The sequence below is a fragment of the Pseudomonas sp. LA5 genome (genome assembly GCF_028640825.1).
Taxonomy (GTDB): Bacteria; Pseudomonadota; Gammaproteobacteria; order Pseudomonadales; family Pseudomonadaceae; genus Chryseomonas; species Chryseomonas aestiva.
Genome location: NZ_JAQYZY010000037.1, coordinates 336,935 through 350,740 on the forward strand (window position 1 = coordinate 336,935; position 13,806 = coordinate 350,740).

Here is a 13,806-nt window from a genome sequence, read left to right on the forward strand (position 1 = left end):
CCGGGCGAGCCGCCGGCTCAGGCGCGGCGGCGAACTACCGTTCGGCTGCCGCGGGTGTGTGGCGCGCAACGCCAGCGTAGGCGTCGAGCATCCGCTCGCACCAGGCGGTGATGGGATCGTCCTGAGCCAGCAACGCCTGGGCACTGACGATCCGCGCCCACTGAAAGGCGCCGAAGACGATGTGATCGGCATAGGCCGGGGCTTCGCCGGCCAGGTAATCCTGCACCGCCAGGGTGCTGCGCAGGGGTTTCAGGACGTCGCGGAAGGTTTGCAGCGAGGTTTCGCGTTGCCCAGCCAGGGCCTCCAGCGACACGCCGAATGCCGCCTCGCGCGTCCGCTTGAAGTAGTCCTGGTCGGCTTCAGCCAGCACCCCATGGACGTCGGGCAGGATCAACCGTGCCAGCGCCGGATGGACACTGTCCGCGACCCATTGGTTGATGAAGCGCGTCGTTGCCTTGAGCGCGGCATCGCCCAACAGGGCAGGCCGCTCAGGGTACTGGCGATCCAGATACTCGGCGATGGTCCAGCTGTCACTGACGCACTGGTCGCCGTCGACCAGCACCGGCACCTTGCCCTGGCCGGAAAAGGCGATGGCCTCCTTCTCGTGGAAGCGCCAGGCCACGGTCTCCACCGGCAACCCCTTGTGCGCCAGTGCCAGCCGTATGCGCCAGCAATAGGGGCTGAAGCGGCAGCTGTCGTCGGCGCCGGTCAGTTCGTACAGGCGTAAGGGTTGGGTCATCAGGAGGTTCCTCTTAGTCAGCCAATGGGGGGGTTCGTGGGCGACTGTTGGAACAGGTACAGGCGCCGATCAGGTCTTCTGGGACAGCGGCAGACCGCTATAAGTACCCAGCCGCTTGCGCTTTCTTTGGGTCGCTATGGCGAAGACCCCTAGCCAAGCGACGCTCGCGGGAACCTGCCCACCGACCGGGCTCTGCTCCACCGTATCGGCTACAGTTCAGCCAACCCTTCGCCTGTCGCGAACGTTTGGCACCGGAAGAGCCACGCGTGAGAAGGCGCGCAGAGCACCTCAAACCAGGAGTCTTACATGGAGCAGGACAACCAGGAACAGGACTACATCACCTCGCTGGAATCGCTGGAAAGTCTCTACGGCGAGGTCGCGGCACCCTCGATCCTCAAGGAAACAGACCACATTCACCCTGCCTACCAGCCCTTCATCGAGGCGGCGTCCTTCGTGGTATTGGCCTCCTCCGGGCCCCAGGGACTGGATGCCTCGCCGCGCGGCGATGCGCCCGGCTTCGTGCAGGTCGAGGACGCCAGGACGCTCTACCTGCCGGATCGCCGGGGCAACAACCGCCTGGATACGCTGCGCAACATCCTCCAGGATCCCCAGGTAGCGCTGCTGTTCCTGATTCCCGGCATTGGCGAGACGCTACGGATCAATGGCACCGCCCGTATAGCCGTCGACCCGGCGCTGCTGGCGCGCTTCGAGGTCAAGGGCCAGCGCCCGCGGACGGTACTGGAGATCAAAGTCAGCAGTGTCTACTTCCAGTGCAGCCGCGCGGTGATCAGGGCCGGCTTGTGGGATGCCACCAGGCACCTGCCGCGCAGTGCCCTGCCCTCTCCCGGGTCGATCCTCAAGCAGCTATGTCCGACCCAGATAGACGGCGATGCCTACGACCAGGCCCTGCCGCAGCGGATCGCCAACACCCTCTACTAGACCGACCCACCCTGCTTCAGACCCAGCAAGGACCTGCCATGACCTTCACGGATATCCTCGTTCCCACCTACAGGAATCTGCTTGGCGCCCTGTCGGCCTGGCTCGGCAAGGCCGAGGCCCAACGGCCGGATGGCACGGCCGAGACGCTGCTGACCGCCCGCCTGGCGCCCGACATGTTTCCCCTCGCCACCCAGATCCGCTTCGCCTGCGTCCAGGCCCAGGAAGGAATGTTGAGACTGCACGACCAGGCCTTTCCGCCCGAGCTGACAGACTTGCTCAACGAAGGCCGCAACGCCGGCGAACAACCAGGCACCCTCGCCCAGGCTCAGACCCGCATCTGCGAAACCCTGGACAGGATAGAGGCGATCGCAGGCCCAGGCCGTCCCATCCAGGAAGGCGCACCGGTCGCCCACGAACTGCCCCAGGGCCTGGTATTCGACTTCACGACCGAACAGTACGTCCGCGACTGGGCCCTGCCGCAGTTCTACTTCCACGTGATGACCGCCTACGCCATCCTGCGCGCCCAAGGCGTGGAGCTGGGCAAGGCCGACTATGTCGCCCATGTGCTGCCCTGCCTGCGCCCCGGGGCGTTGTCCTAGCCGCCAGGCGGCGAACGCCCGAGGTAGCCTTGGCGATCAGCTGATCGCCAGGCGCGGCATGAGCCTCAGGGCCGCGTACTGCAGCAGCATGATGGTCTTGCCGTCGCGCAGGATCCCGGCATCGATCATCGCCAGCGCCTCCTCCAGCTCGACCTCGAGCACGGCGATGTCCTCGCCTTCCGCGACATTGCCACCTCCGGCGGACTTGCGATCGCCCGGGGCGTATTCGCCGACGAAGAAATGCAGCCGCTCGGTCACCGAACCGGGGCTCATGAAGGCATCGAACACCTGCCGCACTTCCCGCACCTGAAAGCCCGTCTCCTCCTCGACCTCGGCGCGGATGCGCACCTCGGGTTCGGCGGCGTCGAGCAGGCCGGCGGGTGCCTCGATCAGCAGGTCGTCGTGCCCGTTGACGAAAGCCGGATAGCGCAGCTGGCGCGTCAGCACCACGGTGCGCCGCTGGGGATCGTAGAGCAGGATGGTCGCGCCATTGCCGCGATCGTAGGTCTCTCGCGATTGCCGCTGCCAGGTGCCGTCACTGCGCAGGAAGGCGAAGGTGGTCTTCTTCAGCACGAACCAGTCGTCAGATAAAACCTCGACCTCTTCGACACGAATACGCGGGGCGATGCTCATGGCAGTCCTCTGGGTTGGCGAGCGGTGTTTACCGCCCTGGGGCTTCACGTTAGAATTCGTGCAGTTTCGTGCAACGTCAAGAATTTTCGTGCAGGAGTCCCGGATGCTCACCCGTGAACGCAAGGCGCTTATCCAGCAGGTACTGCGCCAGGAAGGACGGCTGGTCGCCAAGACCTTCAGCCAGCAGCTGGGGGTCTCGGAAGACACCATTCGCCGCGATCTGCGGGAGCTGGCGGCTGACGGTGTGCTGCAACGCGTGCATGGCGGTGCCTTGCCTGCTTCGGCGGCGGTCGCGGACTACGCCAAGCGCGAAGAGGCTTCCACGGCCAGCAAGATGGCCCTCGGCCGGGCGGGTGCGCGCTTGATCCAGCCAGGGCAGATCGTTTTTCTCGATGGCGGCACGACCAATGTCCAACTCGTCCGCCAGTTGCCCAAGGATCTTGCGATCACGGTGGTGACCCATAGCCCGAACATCGCGGTGGCGCTGGTCGAGCATCCGCTGATCGACGTCGAGCTCATTGGCGGCCGCCTGTTCAAGCATTCCATCGTCACCCTGGGGGCGGCCTGCGCGGAGGCCATCGCCCGGGTGCGCGTGGATAGCTACTTCATGGGCGTGACCGGCCTGCATCCGGAAACGGGCGCCACTACGGGCAATGGCGAAGAAGCCGCGATCAAGCGGATCATCAGCCGCCAGGCGGCGGAGACCTTCGTTCTGGCGACGCGGGAAAAGCTCGGCGCGGCCTCGCCCTACGGCATCATCCCGCTGGCCGACGTCAGTACGCTGATAACGGATGCAGCGCCTGACGCTGAGGTGCTCGGCGCGCTGAGCGCTGCAATGTCCGTGATTCATGCCTGATGCCCGACTACCGGAAGTGGCGACTCGCCCCTCCATCGCCGTCCCCCACTGGACCCAATACCGGAGTCGCTTATGGCCAAGGCCGTGACCACCCTTCCGTCTGAAGGCGTGTTGGTGCCGCAATGCATCGTGCCCTTTCCCACCTCGATCAGCGCGCCGGCGAGGGCTGCGCTGCAACGCCTGGTCACTGCCCAGGGTCTTCCGGTCAATGCGCTTCAGCCGCTACCGCCGTTAGCGGACAGGGCAGCCTGGCAAGCGCTCAAGGACCAGGTGAACGACCACTATGCGGTGGCGGTGAAAGGCATGGCGAGCCACCCCCGCGCCAGTGTCGACACCCTGATCCTCGGTGAAACCGAAATCCATGTCGCCACGCCTGAAGGATCGGCACACCCCCAGCGAGCCTGTATCGACCTGCACGGTGGTGCCCTGTTGTTCGGCGGTGGCGAGGCCTGCCGCGTCGGCGCGCAGCAACAGGCCGACCGCTATGGCGTTCGGTGCTTCGGCGTGGATTATCGCCTGCCGCCTGACTTTCCCTATCCTGCCGCGCTGGATGACTGCCTTGTGGCCTATCGGCATGTGCTGAGCCAGTACTCCCCCGCCGATATCGTTCTCATCGGACGTTCGGCCGGTGGCAACCTGGCGCTGGCGACACTCTTGCGCGGTCGCGACGAAGGTCTGCCGATGCCCGCCGGGCTGGTGCTGCTGTCACCCGAGGTCGACCTGACCGAGTCCGGCGACAGTTTCCACACCAACCGCCACGTGGATGTGATGCTGCCCCTCCCCCTGATGCCCATCAATCAACTCTATGCAGGCGACGCCGATCTCGCCCACCCCTACCTTTCGCCCTTGTTCGGCCAGCTTGAGGGATTGCCGCCTACCTTCCTGCAAACGGGTACCCGCGACCTGTTCCTGTCCAACGCGGCGCGCTTGCATCGTGGGCTGCGCCGCGCCCGGGTGCCTGTCGAGTTCTACCTCGGCGAAGGCATGCCCCACGGCGGTTTCATGGGCGGAACAGCAGAGGATGACGACCTGGCCCAAGAGATTCGCGGCTTCATCGAGGCCCTGTGGCAACACCAGGCATAAAGCCAGGTGCTGCCATCGCCGTCTGGCGCACGCGCCAAGGCTCACCGGCCAAGGCGGTTTTGGACGAGGCGCGAGTGAGCCGTTTGGGTGCGAAGACGAATGATCAGGCCAGCTGATCGATGAGTTCTCAGATCGCCGTCGCTACATTTACCGCCTCCGGAAAAGCTATTGCAACAACGTTTATTGGCCAAACTTCAGGAAAGTTCGGCGAATTGGCTGCCATTTGTAAAAGCGGCAAAGAGCCACCATAAACTTCCAGATATTCGCACCGAAAGCCTGACTATTGACGTCACTATCCCGTCGTCGCTTGCAGCTAGCTGTGACCGCTAGTCCTTCTCCGAGGAGCTTTCAGATGTTCAAGAATTTCCGGATTGGCACCCGCCTCATCGTGTCCTTCATCGCCGTGGCGTCCATCAGCCTGGTGGTGGGATTGGCGGGCCTCAGCAACAGCAGCCAGATCAATGATCTGGCCACTCAGCTTTATCAGAACGAATTGCTCGGGCTTTCCTACATCAAGGAGGCCAATATGAATCTGGTCTTCATCGGCCGCGCGCGCAGCAACTACCTGCTGGCAACCTCCGAAGAGGATCGCACTCGTGCCCAGGCGGAGGTCAAGCTGGGGCTGGCCAATGTGCGGGACAATCTCGCCAAGGCCCGCCCTCTCTTTAGCAGCGAGGCATCGGCCGCCAATTTCCGGCAGATCGACGAGTTGCTCGGCAGCTATACCTCTCAGCTGGACCAGGCCATGGCGATCGCCGGCAAGCGGACGCTGCGTGATGCCGATCCTGAGCTGGACAGTCAGCTGGTCAGTGTTCGCCGTTTTGGCGACCAGGTAGGTGTGCTGATGACCGAACTGTCCAAGCGCAAGGAGCAGAACGCCAGCGACGCCAACGACCTCACCGACCAGATCTATGCCCGCAGCCGGGTCATGCTGATCGGCATCATCGCGGTGGGCGTGGCCTTTGGCATCCTGCTCGGCTTCCTGATGAGTCGCAGCATCACCCGCCCCTTGCGCGCGGCCGTCGCGATCGCCGATCGCCTGGCGGCAGGCGACCTCACCCAGCGCATCGACGCCGAAGGCCGGGACGAGACCGCCGCGCTGCTGCGCGCCATGGACGGCATGAACCAGCGCCTGTCGCAGATCATCAGCGACGTCCGCAGCGCCTCCGATGGCCTGGCCAGCGCCTCGGAGGAGATCTCCGCCACCGCCCAGAGCATCAGCCAGGCGAGCACCGAACAGGCCGCCTCGGTCGAAGAAACCAGCGCCAGCGTCGAGCAGATGTCGGCGTCCATCGCCCAGAACACCGAGAACGCCAAGGTCACCGACGGCATGGCCGGCAAGGCCAACCGCGAGGCGAACGAAGGCGGCCAGGCCGTCAGGGACACCCTGGTGGCCATGAAGACCATCGCGGCCAAGATCAGCATCATCGACGACATCGCCTACCAGACCAACCTGCTGGCCCTCAACGCCGCCATCGAGGCGGCGCGCGCCGGCGAGCATGGCAAGGGCTTCGCCGTGGTGGCTTCCGAGGTGCGCAAGCTGGCGGAGCGCAGCCAGGTCGCCGCCCAGGAGATCAGCAACGTCGCCCAGGGCAGCGTGGCCCTGGCCGAGCGTGCCGGCGCGCTGCTGGACGAGATGGTGCCCTCCATCAGCAAGACCTCCGACCTGGTGCAGGAGATCACCGCCGCCTCGGAAGAGCAGACCTCCGGCGTCGAGCAGATCAACGGCGCCATGCTGCAGCTCAGTCAGGTCACCCAGCAGAACGCCTCGGCGTCCGAGGAACTGGCCGCCACTGCCGAAGAGATGAGCAGCCAGGCCGAGTTGCTCCAGCAACTGATGGAGTTCTTCACCCTGAACAGCGTCTTGGGCGGGCCGGACCTGACGCGCCCCGCTCCCAAACGCTCGGGACCGGGGCTGGCCAAGCGCGCCGCTGCGCTGGTCGACAGCTCGCGGCATGCCACCCAAGGCGGCATACCCGTGGGCTATGCCCGTTTCGAAGAGCCGGCCTGAGATCGTTCCGGCAATACGTTGCCCTTCGACGAAGGTGTTCATACCCGGATGAGCACCTTCGCTGCCAGGACGGCCGGCGGACGCATTCAGGATCCCTGGCCGCGCTATCGGCCTGAAAGTCTCAGCTGCGTACGCCAAGAAAGGCTTTCAGCTGAAGCACGAGAGGCGTGACCTCTTCTTTCGTGGTGAAGCCGATCCGCGGCCAGTCATAGCGAGTGTCGCGTTCGGTGGCGTGGCCACTGTCGACTTTCAACTGCCTGAAGAACTGGCGGGTTTCGACGATCCGTCGGCCCGCGCGCCTGGCGTGGGATTCGACCTCGAAGGCAATCTCGCCCAGATTGCCCTCGGCCAACCCGGCGACCGGTCGATACAGGAAGATCTGGCCGCGCTCGGCCTTTACGCACCTGAAGCCATGCCCGCTTTCCAGCTCGTACAGCGATCCGTAGACCTCCGTCAGCAATCTTCTGCGGTCTCGAATACATAGCTATCCATCTCTTCCGCCCCCAGTTTTCGGCACAGGCTCACCGCAACCCCTGCTTGAGCGCAGATGAATAGGAAACCCTAGCAGTCGCCCGGGAATTAACTCCCGCCGGAAACATCGCTTCACAGTTGCGCGACCTGGACCAAGAGGAACGGCCGTTCGTGCTGGCCCTGACTACAGGGTTTTCAGCATCTCCTGAGAGGGGAATCGGTTTTCGCCGGACGCGCCGATGCGCTGCGCGCTGATCCAGCATCCGGCACAGACCCTCAGCGAGTAGCGGCAGGTATTAATACGGAGCGGACGATCAGCCCGGCGGGCCAGCGAACAGGCCCGCGCCGGCGGCAAGGGCTAGAGCTGGCCCTTGAAACCCTTGCCCACCAGATAGACCTCGCGCGAGCGGGGACGCGAGGCTTCGGGCTTGCGGATCGACACCTTCTCGAAGGAGGTGCGTACGTCTTTCAGGAAGACATCGGAGCCTTCGCCCTGGAACACCTTGACCACGTAGTTGCCGCCGGGCTTGAGCACCTGGCGCACCATGTCCAGGGTCAGCTCCACCAGGTACATGGCGGCGGCCTGGTCGGCGGCTGCGACGCCGCTGATGTTGGGCGCGATGTCGGAGACGATCAGGTCGGGCTGGCGGCCCTCGAGCATGCCGAGAATCTTCTGGAAGACGGCATCGTCGGTGAAGTCGCCCTGGACGAAGTCGACGTTGTCGAGGGCCCCCATCGGCAGGATGTCGGTGGCCACCACGCGGCCCTTCTCGCCGACGATGCCGCCCGCCACCTGCGACCAGCCGCCCGGGGCCGAGCCCAGGTCCATGACCAGCATGCCGGGACGGATCAGCTTGTCCTTCTCGTTGAGCTCGATCAGCTTGTAGCTGGAGCGCGAGCGCAGGCCGTCTTTCTGAGCGCGTTTGACGTAGGGATCGTTGACGTGTTCATCCAGCCAGCGACGGCTGCTTTTGGATCTTTTCATGTTGGAACTACCACGGGAAAGCGGGTGAGAAGCGGCCGTTCGCCAGGTCTGGCCGGCCGCGAAGTGGCGGCGATTATAAGCCGATAACGCGGCTGGACGAATCGGCGATCGCCCGAGCGTCCGTCAGACCGCCCAAAGGAGCGCCCATCGTCCCGGCCTGACAGCGCCGGGGCCGCCGGGTACAATCGCCGCCCTACCCCTCCTCGTCCCTTCCTTTGCCGGAGTCACCGGCCAGGATTATTGCCATGATTCGCCTCAACGAACTGCAGCTGCCGCTTGACCACACCCCCGCCGAATTGCGCCAGGCCATCCTCCAGCGCCTGAAGCTGAGCGACGCCGACCTGCTCGATTTCACCGTGTTCAAGCGCAGCTACGATGCGCGCAAGAAGAACAGCGTCATCCTGTTCATCTACATCATCGACCTGGAGGTGCGCGACGAGGCGGCGGTGCTGGCGCGCCTGGCCAATGACCTGCACGTGCGCCCGGCACCGGACACCGGCTACTACCAGGTCGGCCAGGCCCCGGCGAATCTGGCCGAGCGCCCGCTGGTGGTGGGCTTCGGTCCCTGTGGCCTGTTCGCCGCCCTGCTGCTCGCCCAGATGGGCTTCAAGCCCATCGTGCTGGAGCGCGGTAAGGAGGTGCGCAGCCGCACCAAGGACACCTGGGCGCTGTGGCGCAAGAAGGTGCTGAGCCCCGAATCCAACGTGCAATTCGGCGAAGGCGGAGCGGGCCTGTTTTCCGATGGCAAGCTCTACAGCCAGATCAAGGATCCGAAGTTCTACGCCCGCAAGGTGATGCACGAATTCGTCCGCGCCGGCGCGCCGGAAGAGATCCTCTACGTCAGCAAGCCGCACATCGGCACCTTCCGCCTGACCGGCGTGGTGGCGGCCATGCGCGAGGAAATCATCGCCCTCGGCGGCGAAGTCCGCTTCGAAACCAAGGTGACGGATCTGCTGATCAACGACGGTCAGCTCGAAGGCGTGGTGCTGGCCAATGGCGAGACCCTGCACAGCCGCCACGTGGTGCTCGCCCTGGGCCACAGCTCGCGCGACACCTTCCGCATGCTGCATCGCCAGGGCGTGTACATCGAAGCCAAGCCCTTCGCCGTCGGCTTCCGCATCGAACACCCCCAGGGCATGATCGACCAGGCCCGCCTGGGCAAGTACGCCGGTCACCCGGAACTGGGCGCCGCCGACTACAAGTTGGTGCATCACGCCAAGAACGGCCGCGCGGTCTACAGCTTCTGCATGTGCCCGGGCGGCACCGTGGTGGCGGCCACCTCCGAGCCGGGCCGCGTGGTCACCAACGGCATGAGCCAGTACTCGCGCAACGAACGCAATGCCAATTCCGGCATCGTGGTGGGCATCAATCCCGAGCAGGACTTCCCCGGTGATCCGCTGGCCGGCGTCGAACTCCAGGAGCGCCTGGAATCGCGCGCCTACGAATTGGGCGGCAGCGACTATTCGGCGCCTGGCCAACTGGTCGGCGACTTCATTCGCGGCGTGTCCTCCACCGCCTTCGGTGAAGTCGAGCCCTCCTACAAGCCCGGCGTGCGCCTGGGCGACCTGGCGCCGTCGCTGCCCGACTACGCCATCGACGCCATCCGCGAAGCCCTGCCCGCCTTCGGCAGGCAGATCCGCGGCTTCGACCGCCATGACGCCATCCTGACCGGGATCGAGACCCGCACCTCCTCGCCGGTGCGCATCACCCGCGACAACGACAGCCTGCAGAGTCTGAATCTGCGCGGCCTGTATCCGGCCGGGGAAGGCGCTGGCTACGCAGGCGGTATCCTGTCCGCCGGCGTGGACGGCATCAAGGTGGCCGAAGCCCTGGCCAAGGCGATGCTCGCGGAAGGCGACGCGCAGGCCGCACCGCTGGTTCGGGCCGCTGGCTGATGAAGCTCGACGACATCAGGAAGCTCCACCAGAAGAAGTACCGTGCCGAGTTCGGTCACTTCCTGGTGGAGGGCGAGCACCTGGCGCTGGAACTGCAAAAGGCTGCGCTGGGGAATCCCCAGCTGCAGCGGGCCGAACTCTATGTGACGGGCGCCTACGAGCACTGGCAGAGTCCGTTCCGAACGCACCCGATCAGCGACCGGCAGATGGCGCAGCTTGCCGATACCAAGACCCCACAGGGTATCCTTGCGGTGGTGCCAATGCCCCGGGAGCCTGTGGCAGCAGCGGTCGAGGGCGAGCGCGCCGTCTATCTGCACGAGATCCAGGACCCGGGCAATCTGGGCACCATCCTGCGCACCCTGGCCTGGTTCGGAGGTTTTCGCTGCCTGCTCAGCCCGGGCAGCGTCGACCCCTACAATCCCAAGGTGGTCCGCGCCAGCATGGGCGCCATCTTCCACACCCCGCTGGAGCTGGACGTCGACCTCGACGGCCTGCAGGAGCGCTTCCCCCGCCTCGCCTGCCTCGACATGCAGGGCATGCCGGTGCAGTCCGCCGCTTTCGCAGCCTTCGACTGCTACCTGTTCGGCAACGAAGCCCGCGGCGTTCCCCGTGAGCACCTCGCGGCCCTGAACGCCCAGCCCTTCACCATCGCCGGCTCGGGCGCCATCGAGTCCCTGAATCTGGCGGCCACGGTGAACATGTGCGCCTATGAGTTGAGTCGGTAGCGATCAGCCACGAGTACCGGGCGCATTGGCGCCTGGACGGCAGAGGACGAGCCGCCAGTCCCCTTGCTGAGGTGAACGCGGCCGGATGGCCATCCCGTCGGCAGTACCGACCTCTCGACTCGGCGCCACCTGGTGCACGCGGCAACAGGCCTCCGCTCAGACCGATGTCCCGACTACCAGGAAACCGGCTTTCAGACATGCACTTTCCGGGTAGCCGCGCAGGACTGGTCTTGCGCCCTCCAGCCAGGCACAATCGCATAGTCATACGATGACAGACAAGACTGTGTGATCTGTGGCTCTCGCCACCTGGCATTTCCGACAACTACAACAAAAGGATCCGAGCATGAAAAAGTTGAAACTAGCGGTAGGCTTCCTCTGCCTGTTCAGTGGCTATGTCGCAGCAGCAACAAGTGATGAAAAGGACGTCGCCTCCGCCGTCGACCAGCTGACCCAGGCCATGTGGCACAAGGATATTGCGCAGCTCAAGGCGCTGACCGCAGACAGCCTGACCTATGGACATTCGAGCGGCAACATCCAGGACAAGCACGCGTTCATCGCCGACATCGAGACGGGCAAAAGCGCATTCAACGAGCTGAAGATGCTCAACCAGAAGATCACCCTATCCGGGGACGTCGCGCTGGTGCGCAACCACTTTTCAGCTCAGGCCGTAAACAGTGGCAAGGTAGTGCCGACCGAGATCGAGAACTTTCAGATCTGGCAGAAACAGAAAGGCCACTGGCTGTTGATCGGGCGCCAGGCATTCCGCTTCTGATCGACCCAGGCGTCAGTCGTTGTAGCGCCAACGTTGACTGAACGTCGCCAGGCCTCGGCGGCGTTCCTGCAACGTCACGCACGAGCCGCGAATGTCTGCGGACCCGGTAATCTGAACAGGCCCGCACACACCCGGTCCGTATTGGTATGACTACCGGGAGAATCGACCATGACGACAGCCAGCAATCTCTTGTGGGGCGCCTTGGCCATTGGTGTGGTGACAGGCATGCGCAGCATGCTGGCGCCGACCCTGGTCAGCGCGGCGCTGGCGGGGCGTGAGGATATCGCGAGCGCTGACGAACCCGCACCTACCCTCGCGTCGTCTCGAGTACGGCAGTACGGGATACCCCTGGCTGCGGCGGAGCTCCTGGGCGACAAACTGCCCTTCGCGCCGGACCGCACCATTGCGCCCTCAATGCTGGTCCGTGCCCTGTCCGGTGGCATCAGTGCCGCGGCACTCGCCGGTGCGCAGCGGCAACCGCGACTGCTGCCTGCACTGATCGGGGCAACCGCTGCCTGTGTCGCCGCCAAGGTAGCGATCGATCTGCGCAAGGGCTACGCCCGCAACGCCTGGCTCAATGCCGGCCTCGGCCTGGCCGAAGACTGCCTGGCTTTCTCGCTGGCCAGGGCCGGGTTGCGTCGAGCACTGCGGGATAGCTAGGCGAGGACCAAAGCATCGCGCACAAGCCACGGGACGCAACAGGGTGCTTGGAGCCGGGCGGTAGCCGCCGCAGGCCTGTCGGAGTTCGCGCCGTTCGAGAGCATCAGCGGAGAGCACTTCGACCGGACCTTCGCGCTCAACGTGCGCGCTCTGCTCTTCGCCACCCAGGCAGCGACGGCGAGCATGCCCAATGGCGGCGCCATCGTATTGATCGACTCCATCGCCGCGGCGATCGGCACCCACGGCTATGGCGTCTATGGCGCAAGCAAGGCCGCAGTGCGCTCCTTCGTGCACCTGGGCCAATGAACTGGCACCCCGCAACATCCGCATCAACGTCGTTGCGCCGCGACCTCGGCGGAAGTATGGGAGCAGCTGAACAGGCTGATCCCGCTCGGCCGTATGGCACGTGTCGACGGTGGCAAGGCGTAGGTCTGAAAGGCATTGCCCCTGCATCCCAGGCAAAGGATCAATGCGTTGCTCCTGCACATCCGGGTAGAGGGTAGGTGCTCGGAAACAGGCATGGCATCAGGAGGGAGATCCAAGCCGCTTCACTGGCTTCCTGACCGCTCGTCTAGACAGGACCAAGCCAGCGGATCAATTATTGCGATATTCAAACGGACGAATCATAGTGGCCTTATGACCTCTGCCTGATCGAAGCCCGACGCCCTATGCACCCTGATCCCCAGAGCCACGCCCGCGAGGCGCTGCTTGGCCTGCATCGCCAGCTACAGGAAAACGCCAGGCGGCTGGGCACGGTGGACTGCGACGATCCGGACGTCCGCGCTGTCCTGCAGGCCGTGCAGGATCTCAATGAGCGGGTTGCCGACATGGTGGCCGAGACGGCCCTGCTGGCGCCCCTGCCGCTGGACCCGGTCGCAGGAAGCAGCGCTCACGACGCCACCGATCAGCGCTGATCCGCCGGACCTTTCTGCCTGAACGCGCCGCCGCCCTGCCCGGTGTTCGAGACACCATGCGGTGCGGCGCAGGGCAATCGACAGAGAGTGTCGGCAGACCAGGACGGCTGGCTGCCGAAACCGGGCCAGCGCGCAGACGCCTAGCGGCCGGCGTCCTTACCCGGCAGGCGCTGGAAGGCACGGGCCCATTCGAGCAGGGAATTTTCCTCGTCGGTACGATCGTCCACCCCACACTCTTCCAGCACGGTCACCACGCGATTCATGAAGTCTCGATCAACGCGCGCCTGCTCCATGATCCGGTCCAGATTCAGCTGACCGAGTTGCTGGAGGGTGGTCTGAAATTCCTTGTCTTCCATGCCCATGACGTCTGTCCCTGTAAGCACGGCTGCCGATCGCCGGCTGGCCTAGTGCTATCATCTTTCGCGCGGGCGTTATTCACATAACGGTTATCGCATGAAGTGTCGATAATGATGACTGAGCGGCAGTTGGCAGCGCTCCGAGCTCGTCGACTCAGGGCTTCCGGT

At 64.8% G+C, this 13,806-nt stretch carries 15 protein-coding genes and 1 pseudogene; 11 read left to right on the forward strand and 5 right to left on the reverse strand.

From position 1 onward, the window contains the following. Positions 1 to 34: 34 nt before the first annotated feature. On the reverse strand, positions 35 to 739 hold the full coding sequence (locus PVZ72_RS13550) for a glutathione S-transferase family protein (RefSeq protein ID WP_273862181.1): 705 nt from the start codon (positions 737 to 739) through the stop codon (positions 35 to 37). A gap of 306 nt (positions 740 to 1,045) precedes the next feature. On the opposite strand from PVZ72_RS13550, the gene PVZ72_RS13555 reads away from it, so the two are divergent. Further along, positions 1,046 to 1,678: a pyridoxamine 5'-phosphate oxidase family protein gene (locus PVZ72_RS13555; protein ID WP_273862182.1), complete on the forward strand. Its 633-nt coding sequence runs from the start codon at positions 1,046 to 1,048 to the stop codon at positions 1,676 to 1,678. Positions 1,679 to 1,716: 38 nt separating this feature from the next. Next, the gene (locus tag PVZ72_RS13560; protein WP_273862183.1) at positions 1,717 to 2,277 is read left to right on the forward strand and encodes a DUF1993 domain-containing protein; all 561 of its coding nucleotides are present in this window, start codon (positions 1,717 to 1,719) and stop codon (positions 2,275 to 2,277) included. Between the two features lie 36 nt (positions 2,278 to 2,313). On the opposite strand, the gene PVZ72_RS13565 is transcribed toward PVZ72_RS13560, so the two are convergent. Further along, on the reverse strand, positions 2,314 to 2,910 hold the full coding sequence (locus PVZ72_RS13565; protein WP_273862184.1) for an NUDIX domain-containing protein: 597 nt from the start codon (positions 2,908 to 2,910) through the stop codon (positions 2,314 to 2,316). On the opposite strand from PVZ72_RS13565, the gene PVZ72_RS13570 reads away from it, so the two are divergent. From PVZ72_RS13570 to PVZ72_RS13580, 3 genes are all read left to right on the forward strand, one after another. Next, positions 2,909 to 3,766, forward strand: coding sequence for a DeoR/GlpR family DNA-binding transcription regulator (locus tag PVZ72_RS13570; RefSeq protein ID WP_273862185.1), 858 nt, complete (start codon positions 2,909 to 2,911; stop codon positions 3,764 to 3,766). The two genes, PVZ72_RS13565 and PVZ72_RS13570, sit on opposite strands and share 2 nt — an antisense overlap. Positions 3,767 to 3,838: 72 nt before the next feature. Then, positions 3,839 to 4,849, forward strand: coding sequence for an alpha/beta hydrolase (locus tag PVZ72_RS13575; protein ID WP_273862186.1), 1,011 nt, complete (start codon positions 3,839 to 3,841; stop codon positions 4,847 to 4,849). Positions 4,850 to 5,201: 352 nt separating this feature from the next. After that, positions 5,202 to 6,860 carry a methyl-accepting chemotaxis protein gene (locus PVZ72_RS13580; protein WP_273862187.1) on the forward strand — a complete coding sequence of 553 codons (1,659 nt, stop codon included), beginning with the start codon at positions 5,202 to 5,204 and terminating at the stop codon, positions 6,858 to 6,860. A gap of 121 nt (positions 6,861 to 6,981) precedes the next feature. Here PVZ72_RS13580 and PVZ72_RS13585 read toward each other — a convergent pair whose 3' ends face one another. Then, positions 6,982 to 7,320 (reverse strand): hypothetical protein, encoded by a 339-nt coding sequence (locus PVZ72_RS13585; RefSeq protein ID WP_273862188.1) that lies wholly within the window; start codon positions 7,318 to 7,320, stop codon positions 6,982 to 6,984. Between the two features lie 369 nt (positions 7,321 to 7,689). Further along, a complete protein-coding gene (rlmE, locus tag PVZ72_RS13590) occupies positions 7,690 to 8,316 on the reverse strand; it encodes a 23S rRNA (uridine(2552)-2'-O)-methyltransferase RlmE (RefSeq protein WP_187979574.1) in 627 nt (208 codons plus the stop codon). Positions 8,317 to 8,561: 245 nt separating this feature from the next. On the opposite strand from rlmE, the gene PVZ72_RS13595 reads away from it, so the two are divergent. From PVZ72_RS13595 to PVZ72_RS13620, 6 genes and pseudogenes are all read left to right on the forward strand, one after another. Further along, positions 8,562 to 10,211 carry an NAD(P)/FAD-dependent oxidoreductase gene (locus PVZ72_RS13595; protein WP_273862189.1) on the forward strand — a complete coding sequence of 550 codons (1,650 nt, stop codon included), beginning with the start codon at positions 8,562 to 8,564 and terminating at the stop codon, positions 10,209 to 10,211. Next, positions 10,211 to 10,936: a TrmH family RNA methyltransferase gene (locus PVZ72_RS13600; RefSeq protein ID WP_273862190.1), complete on the forward strand. Its 726-nt coding sequence runs from the start codon at positions 10,211 to 10,213 to the stop codon at positions 10,934 to 10,936. Before PVZ72_RS13595 ends, PVZ72_RS13600 begins: the two co-directional genes overlap by 1 nt. A gap of 343 nt (positions 10,937 to 11,279) precedes the next feature. Next, positions 11,280 to 11,708 carry a nuclear transport factor 2 family protein gene (locus PVZ72_RS13605; protein WP_273862191.1) on the forward strand — a complete coding sequence of 143 codons (429 nt, stop codon included), beginning with the start codon at positions 11,280 to 11,282 and terminating at the stop codon, positions 11,706 to 11,708. A 168-nt stretch (positions 11,709 to 11,876) separates the two neighbouring features. Beyond that, complete coding sequence (locus tag PVZ72_RS13610) at positions 11,877 to 12,368, forward strand: DUF4126 domain-containing protein (RefSeq protein WP_273862192.1); 492 nt, start codon at positions 11,877 to 11,879, stop codon at positions 12,366 to 12,368. Between the two features lie 69 nt (positions 12,369 to 12,437). Continuing rightward, positions 12,438 to 12,674: pseudogene (locus PVZ72_RS13615) on the forward strand (SDR family NAD(P)-dependent oxidoreductase); the annotation flags it as partial. 362 nt (positions 12,675 to 13,036) lie between these two features. Then, positions 13,037 to 13,282 carry a hypothetical protein gene (locus tag PVZ72_RS13620; protein ID WP_208691586.1) on the forward strand — a complete coding sequence of 82 codons (246 nt, stop codon included), beginning with the start codon at positions 13,037 to 13,039 and terminating at the stop codon, positions 13,280 to 13,282. Between the two features lie 140 nt (positions 13,283 to 13,422). Here PVZ72_RS13620 and PVZ72_RS13625 read toward each other — a convergent pair whose 3' ends face one another. Next, positions 13,423 to 13,644, reverse strand: a complete 222-nt coding sequence (locus PVZ72_RS13625; protein WP_133860976.1) for a hypothetical protein — start codon at positions 13,642 to 13,644, stop codon at positions 13,423 to 13,425. Positions 13,645 to 13,806 lie beyond the last annotated feature (162 nt).

Excerpts from the sequence above, each read along its gene's own strand:
- PVZ72_RS13550 (WP_273862181.1), bottom strand. The coding sequence starts at position 739 with ATGACCCAACCCTTACGCCTGTACGAACTGACCGGCGCCGACGACAGC.
- PVZ72_RS13555 (WP_273862182.1), top strand. The coding sequence starts at position 1,046 with ATGGAGCAGGACAACCAGGAACAGGACTACATCACCTCGCTGGAATCG.
- PVZ72_RS13560 (WP_273862183.1), top strand. The coding sequence starts at position 1,717 with ATGACCTTCACGGATATCCTCGTTCCCACCTACAGGAATCTGCTTGGC.
- PVZ72_RS13570 (WP_273862185.1), top strand. The coding sequence starts at position 2,909 with ATGGCAGTCCTCTGGGTTGGCGAGCGGTGTTTACCGCCCTGGGGCTTC.
- PVZ72_RS13565 (WP_273862184.1), bottom strand. The coding sequence starts at position 2,910 with ATGAGCATCGCCCCGCGTATTCGTGTCGAAGAGGTCGAGGTTTTATCT.
- PVZ72_RS13575 (WP_273862186.1), top strand. The coding sequence starts at position 3,839 with ATGGCCAAGGCCGTGACCACCCTTCCGTCTGAAGGCGTGTTGGTGCCG.
- PVZ72_RS13580 (WP_273862187.1), top strand. The coding sequence starts at position 5,202 with ATGTTCAAGAATTTCCGGATTGGCACCCGCCTCATCGTGTCCTTCATC.
- rlmE (WP_187979574.1), bottom strand. The coding sequence starts at position 8,316 with ATGAAAAGATCCAAAAGCAGCCGTCGCTGGCTGGATGAACACGTCAAC.
- PVZ72_RS13595 (WP_273862189.1), top strand. The coding sequence starts at position 8,562 with ATGATTCGCCTCAACGAACTGCAGCTGCCGCTTGACCACACCCCCGCC.
- PVZ72_RS13600 (WP_273862190.1), top strand. The coding sequence starts at position 10,211 with ATGAAGCTCGACGACATCAGGAAGCTCCACCAGAAGAAGTACCGTGCC.
- PVZ72_RS13605 (WP_273862191.1), top strand. The coding sequence starts at position 11,280 with ATGAAAAAGTTGAAACTAGCGGTAGGCTTCCTCTGCCTGTTCAGTGGC.
- PVZ72_RS13610 (WP_273862192.1), top strand. The coding sequence starts at position 11,877 with ATGACGACAGCCAGCAATCTCTTGTGGGGCGCCTTGGCCATTGGTGTG.
- PVZ72_RS13620 (WP_208691586.1), top strand. The coding sequence starts at position 13,037 with ATGCACCCTGATCCCCAGAGCCACGCCCGCGAGGCGCTGCTTGGCCTG.
- PVZ72_RS13625 (WP_133860976.1), bottom strand. The coding sequence starts at position 13,644 with ATGGGCATGGAAGACAAGGAATTTCAGACCACCCTCCAGCAACTCGGT.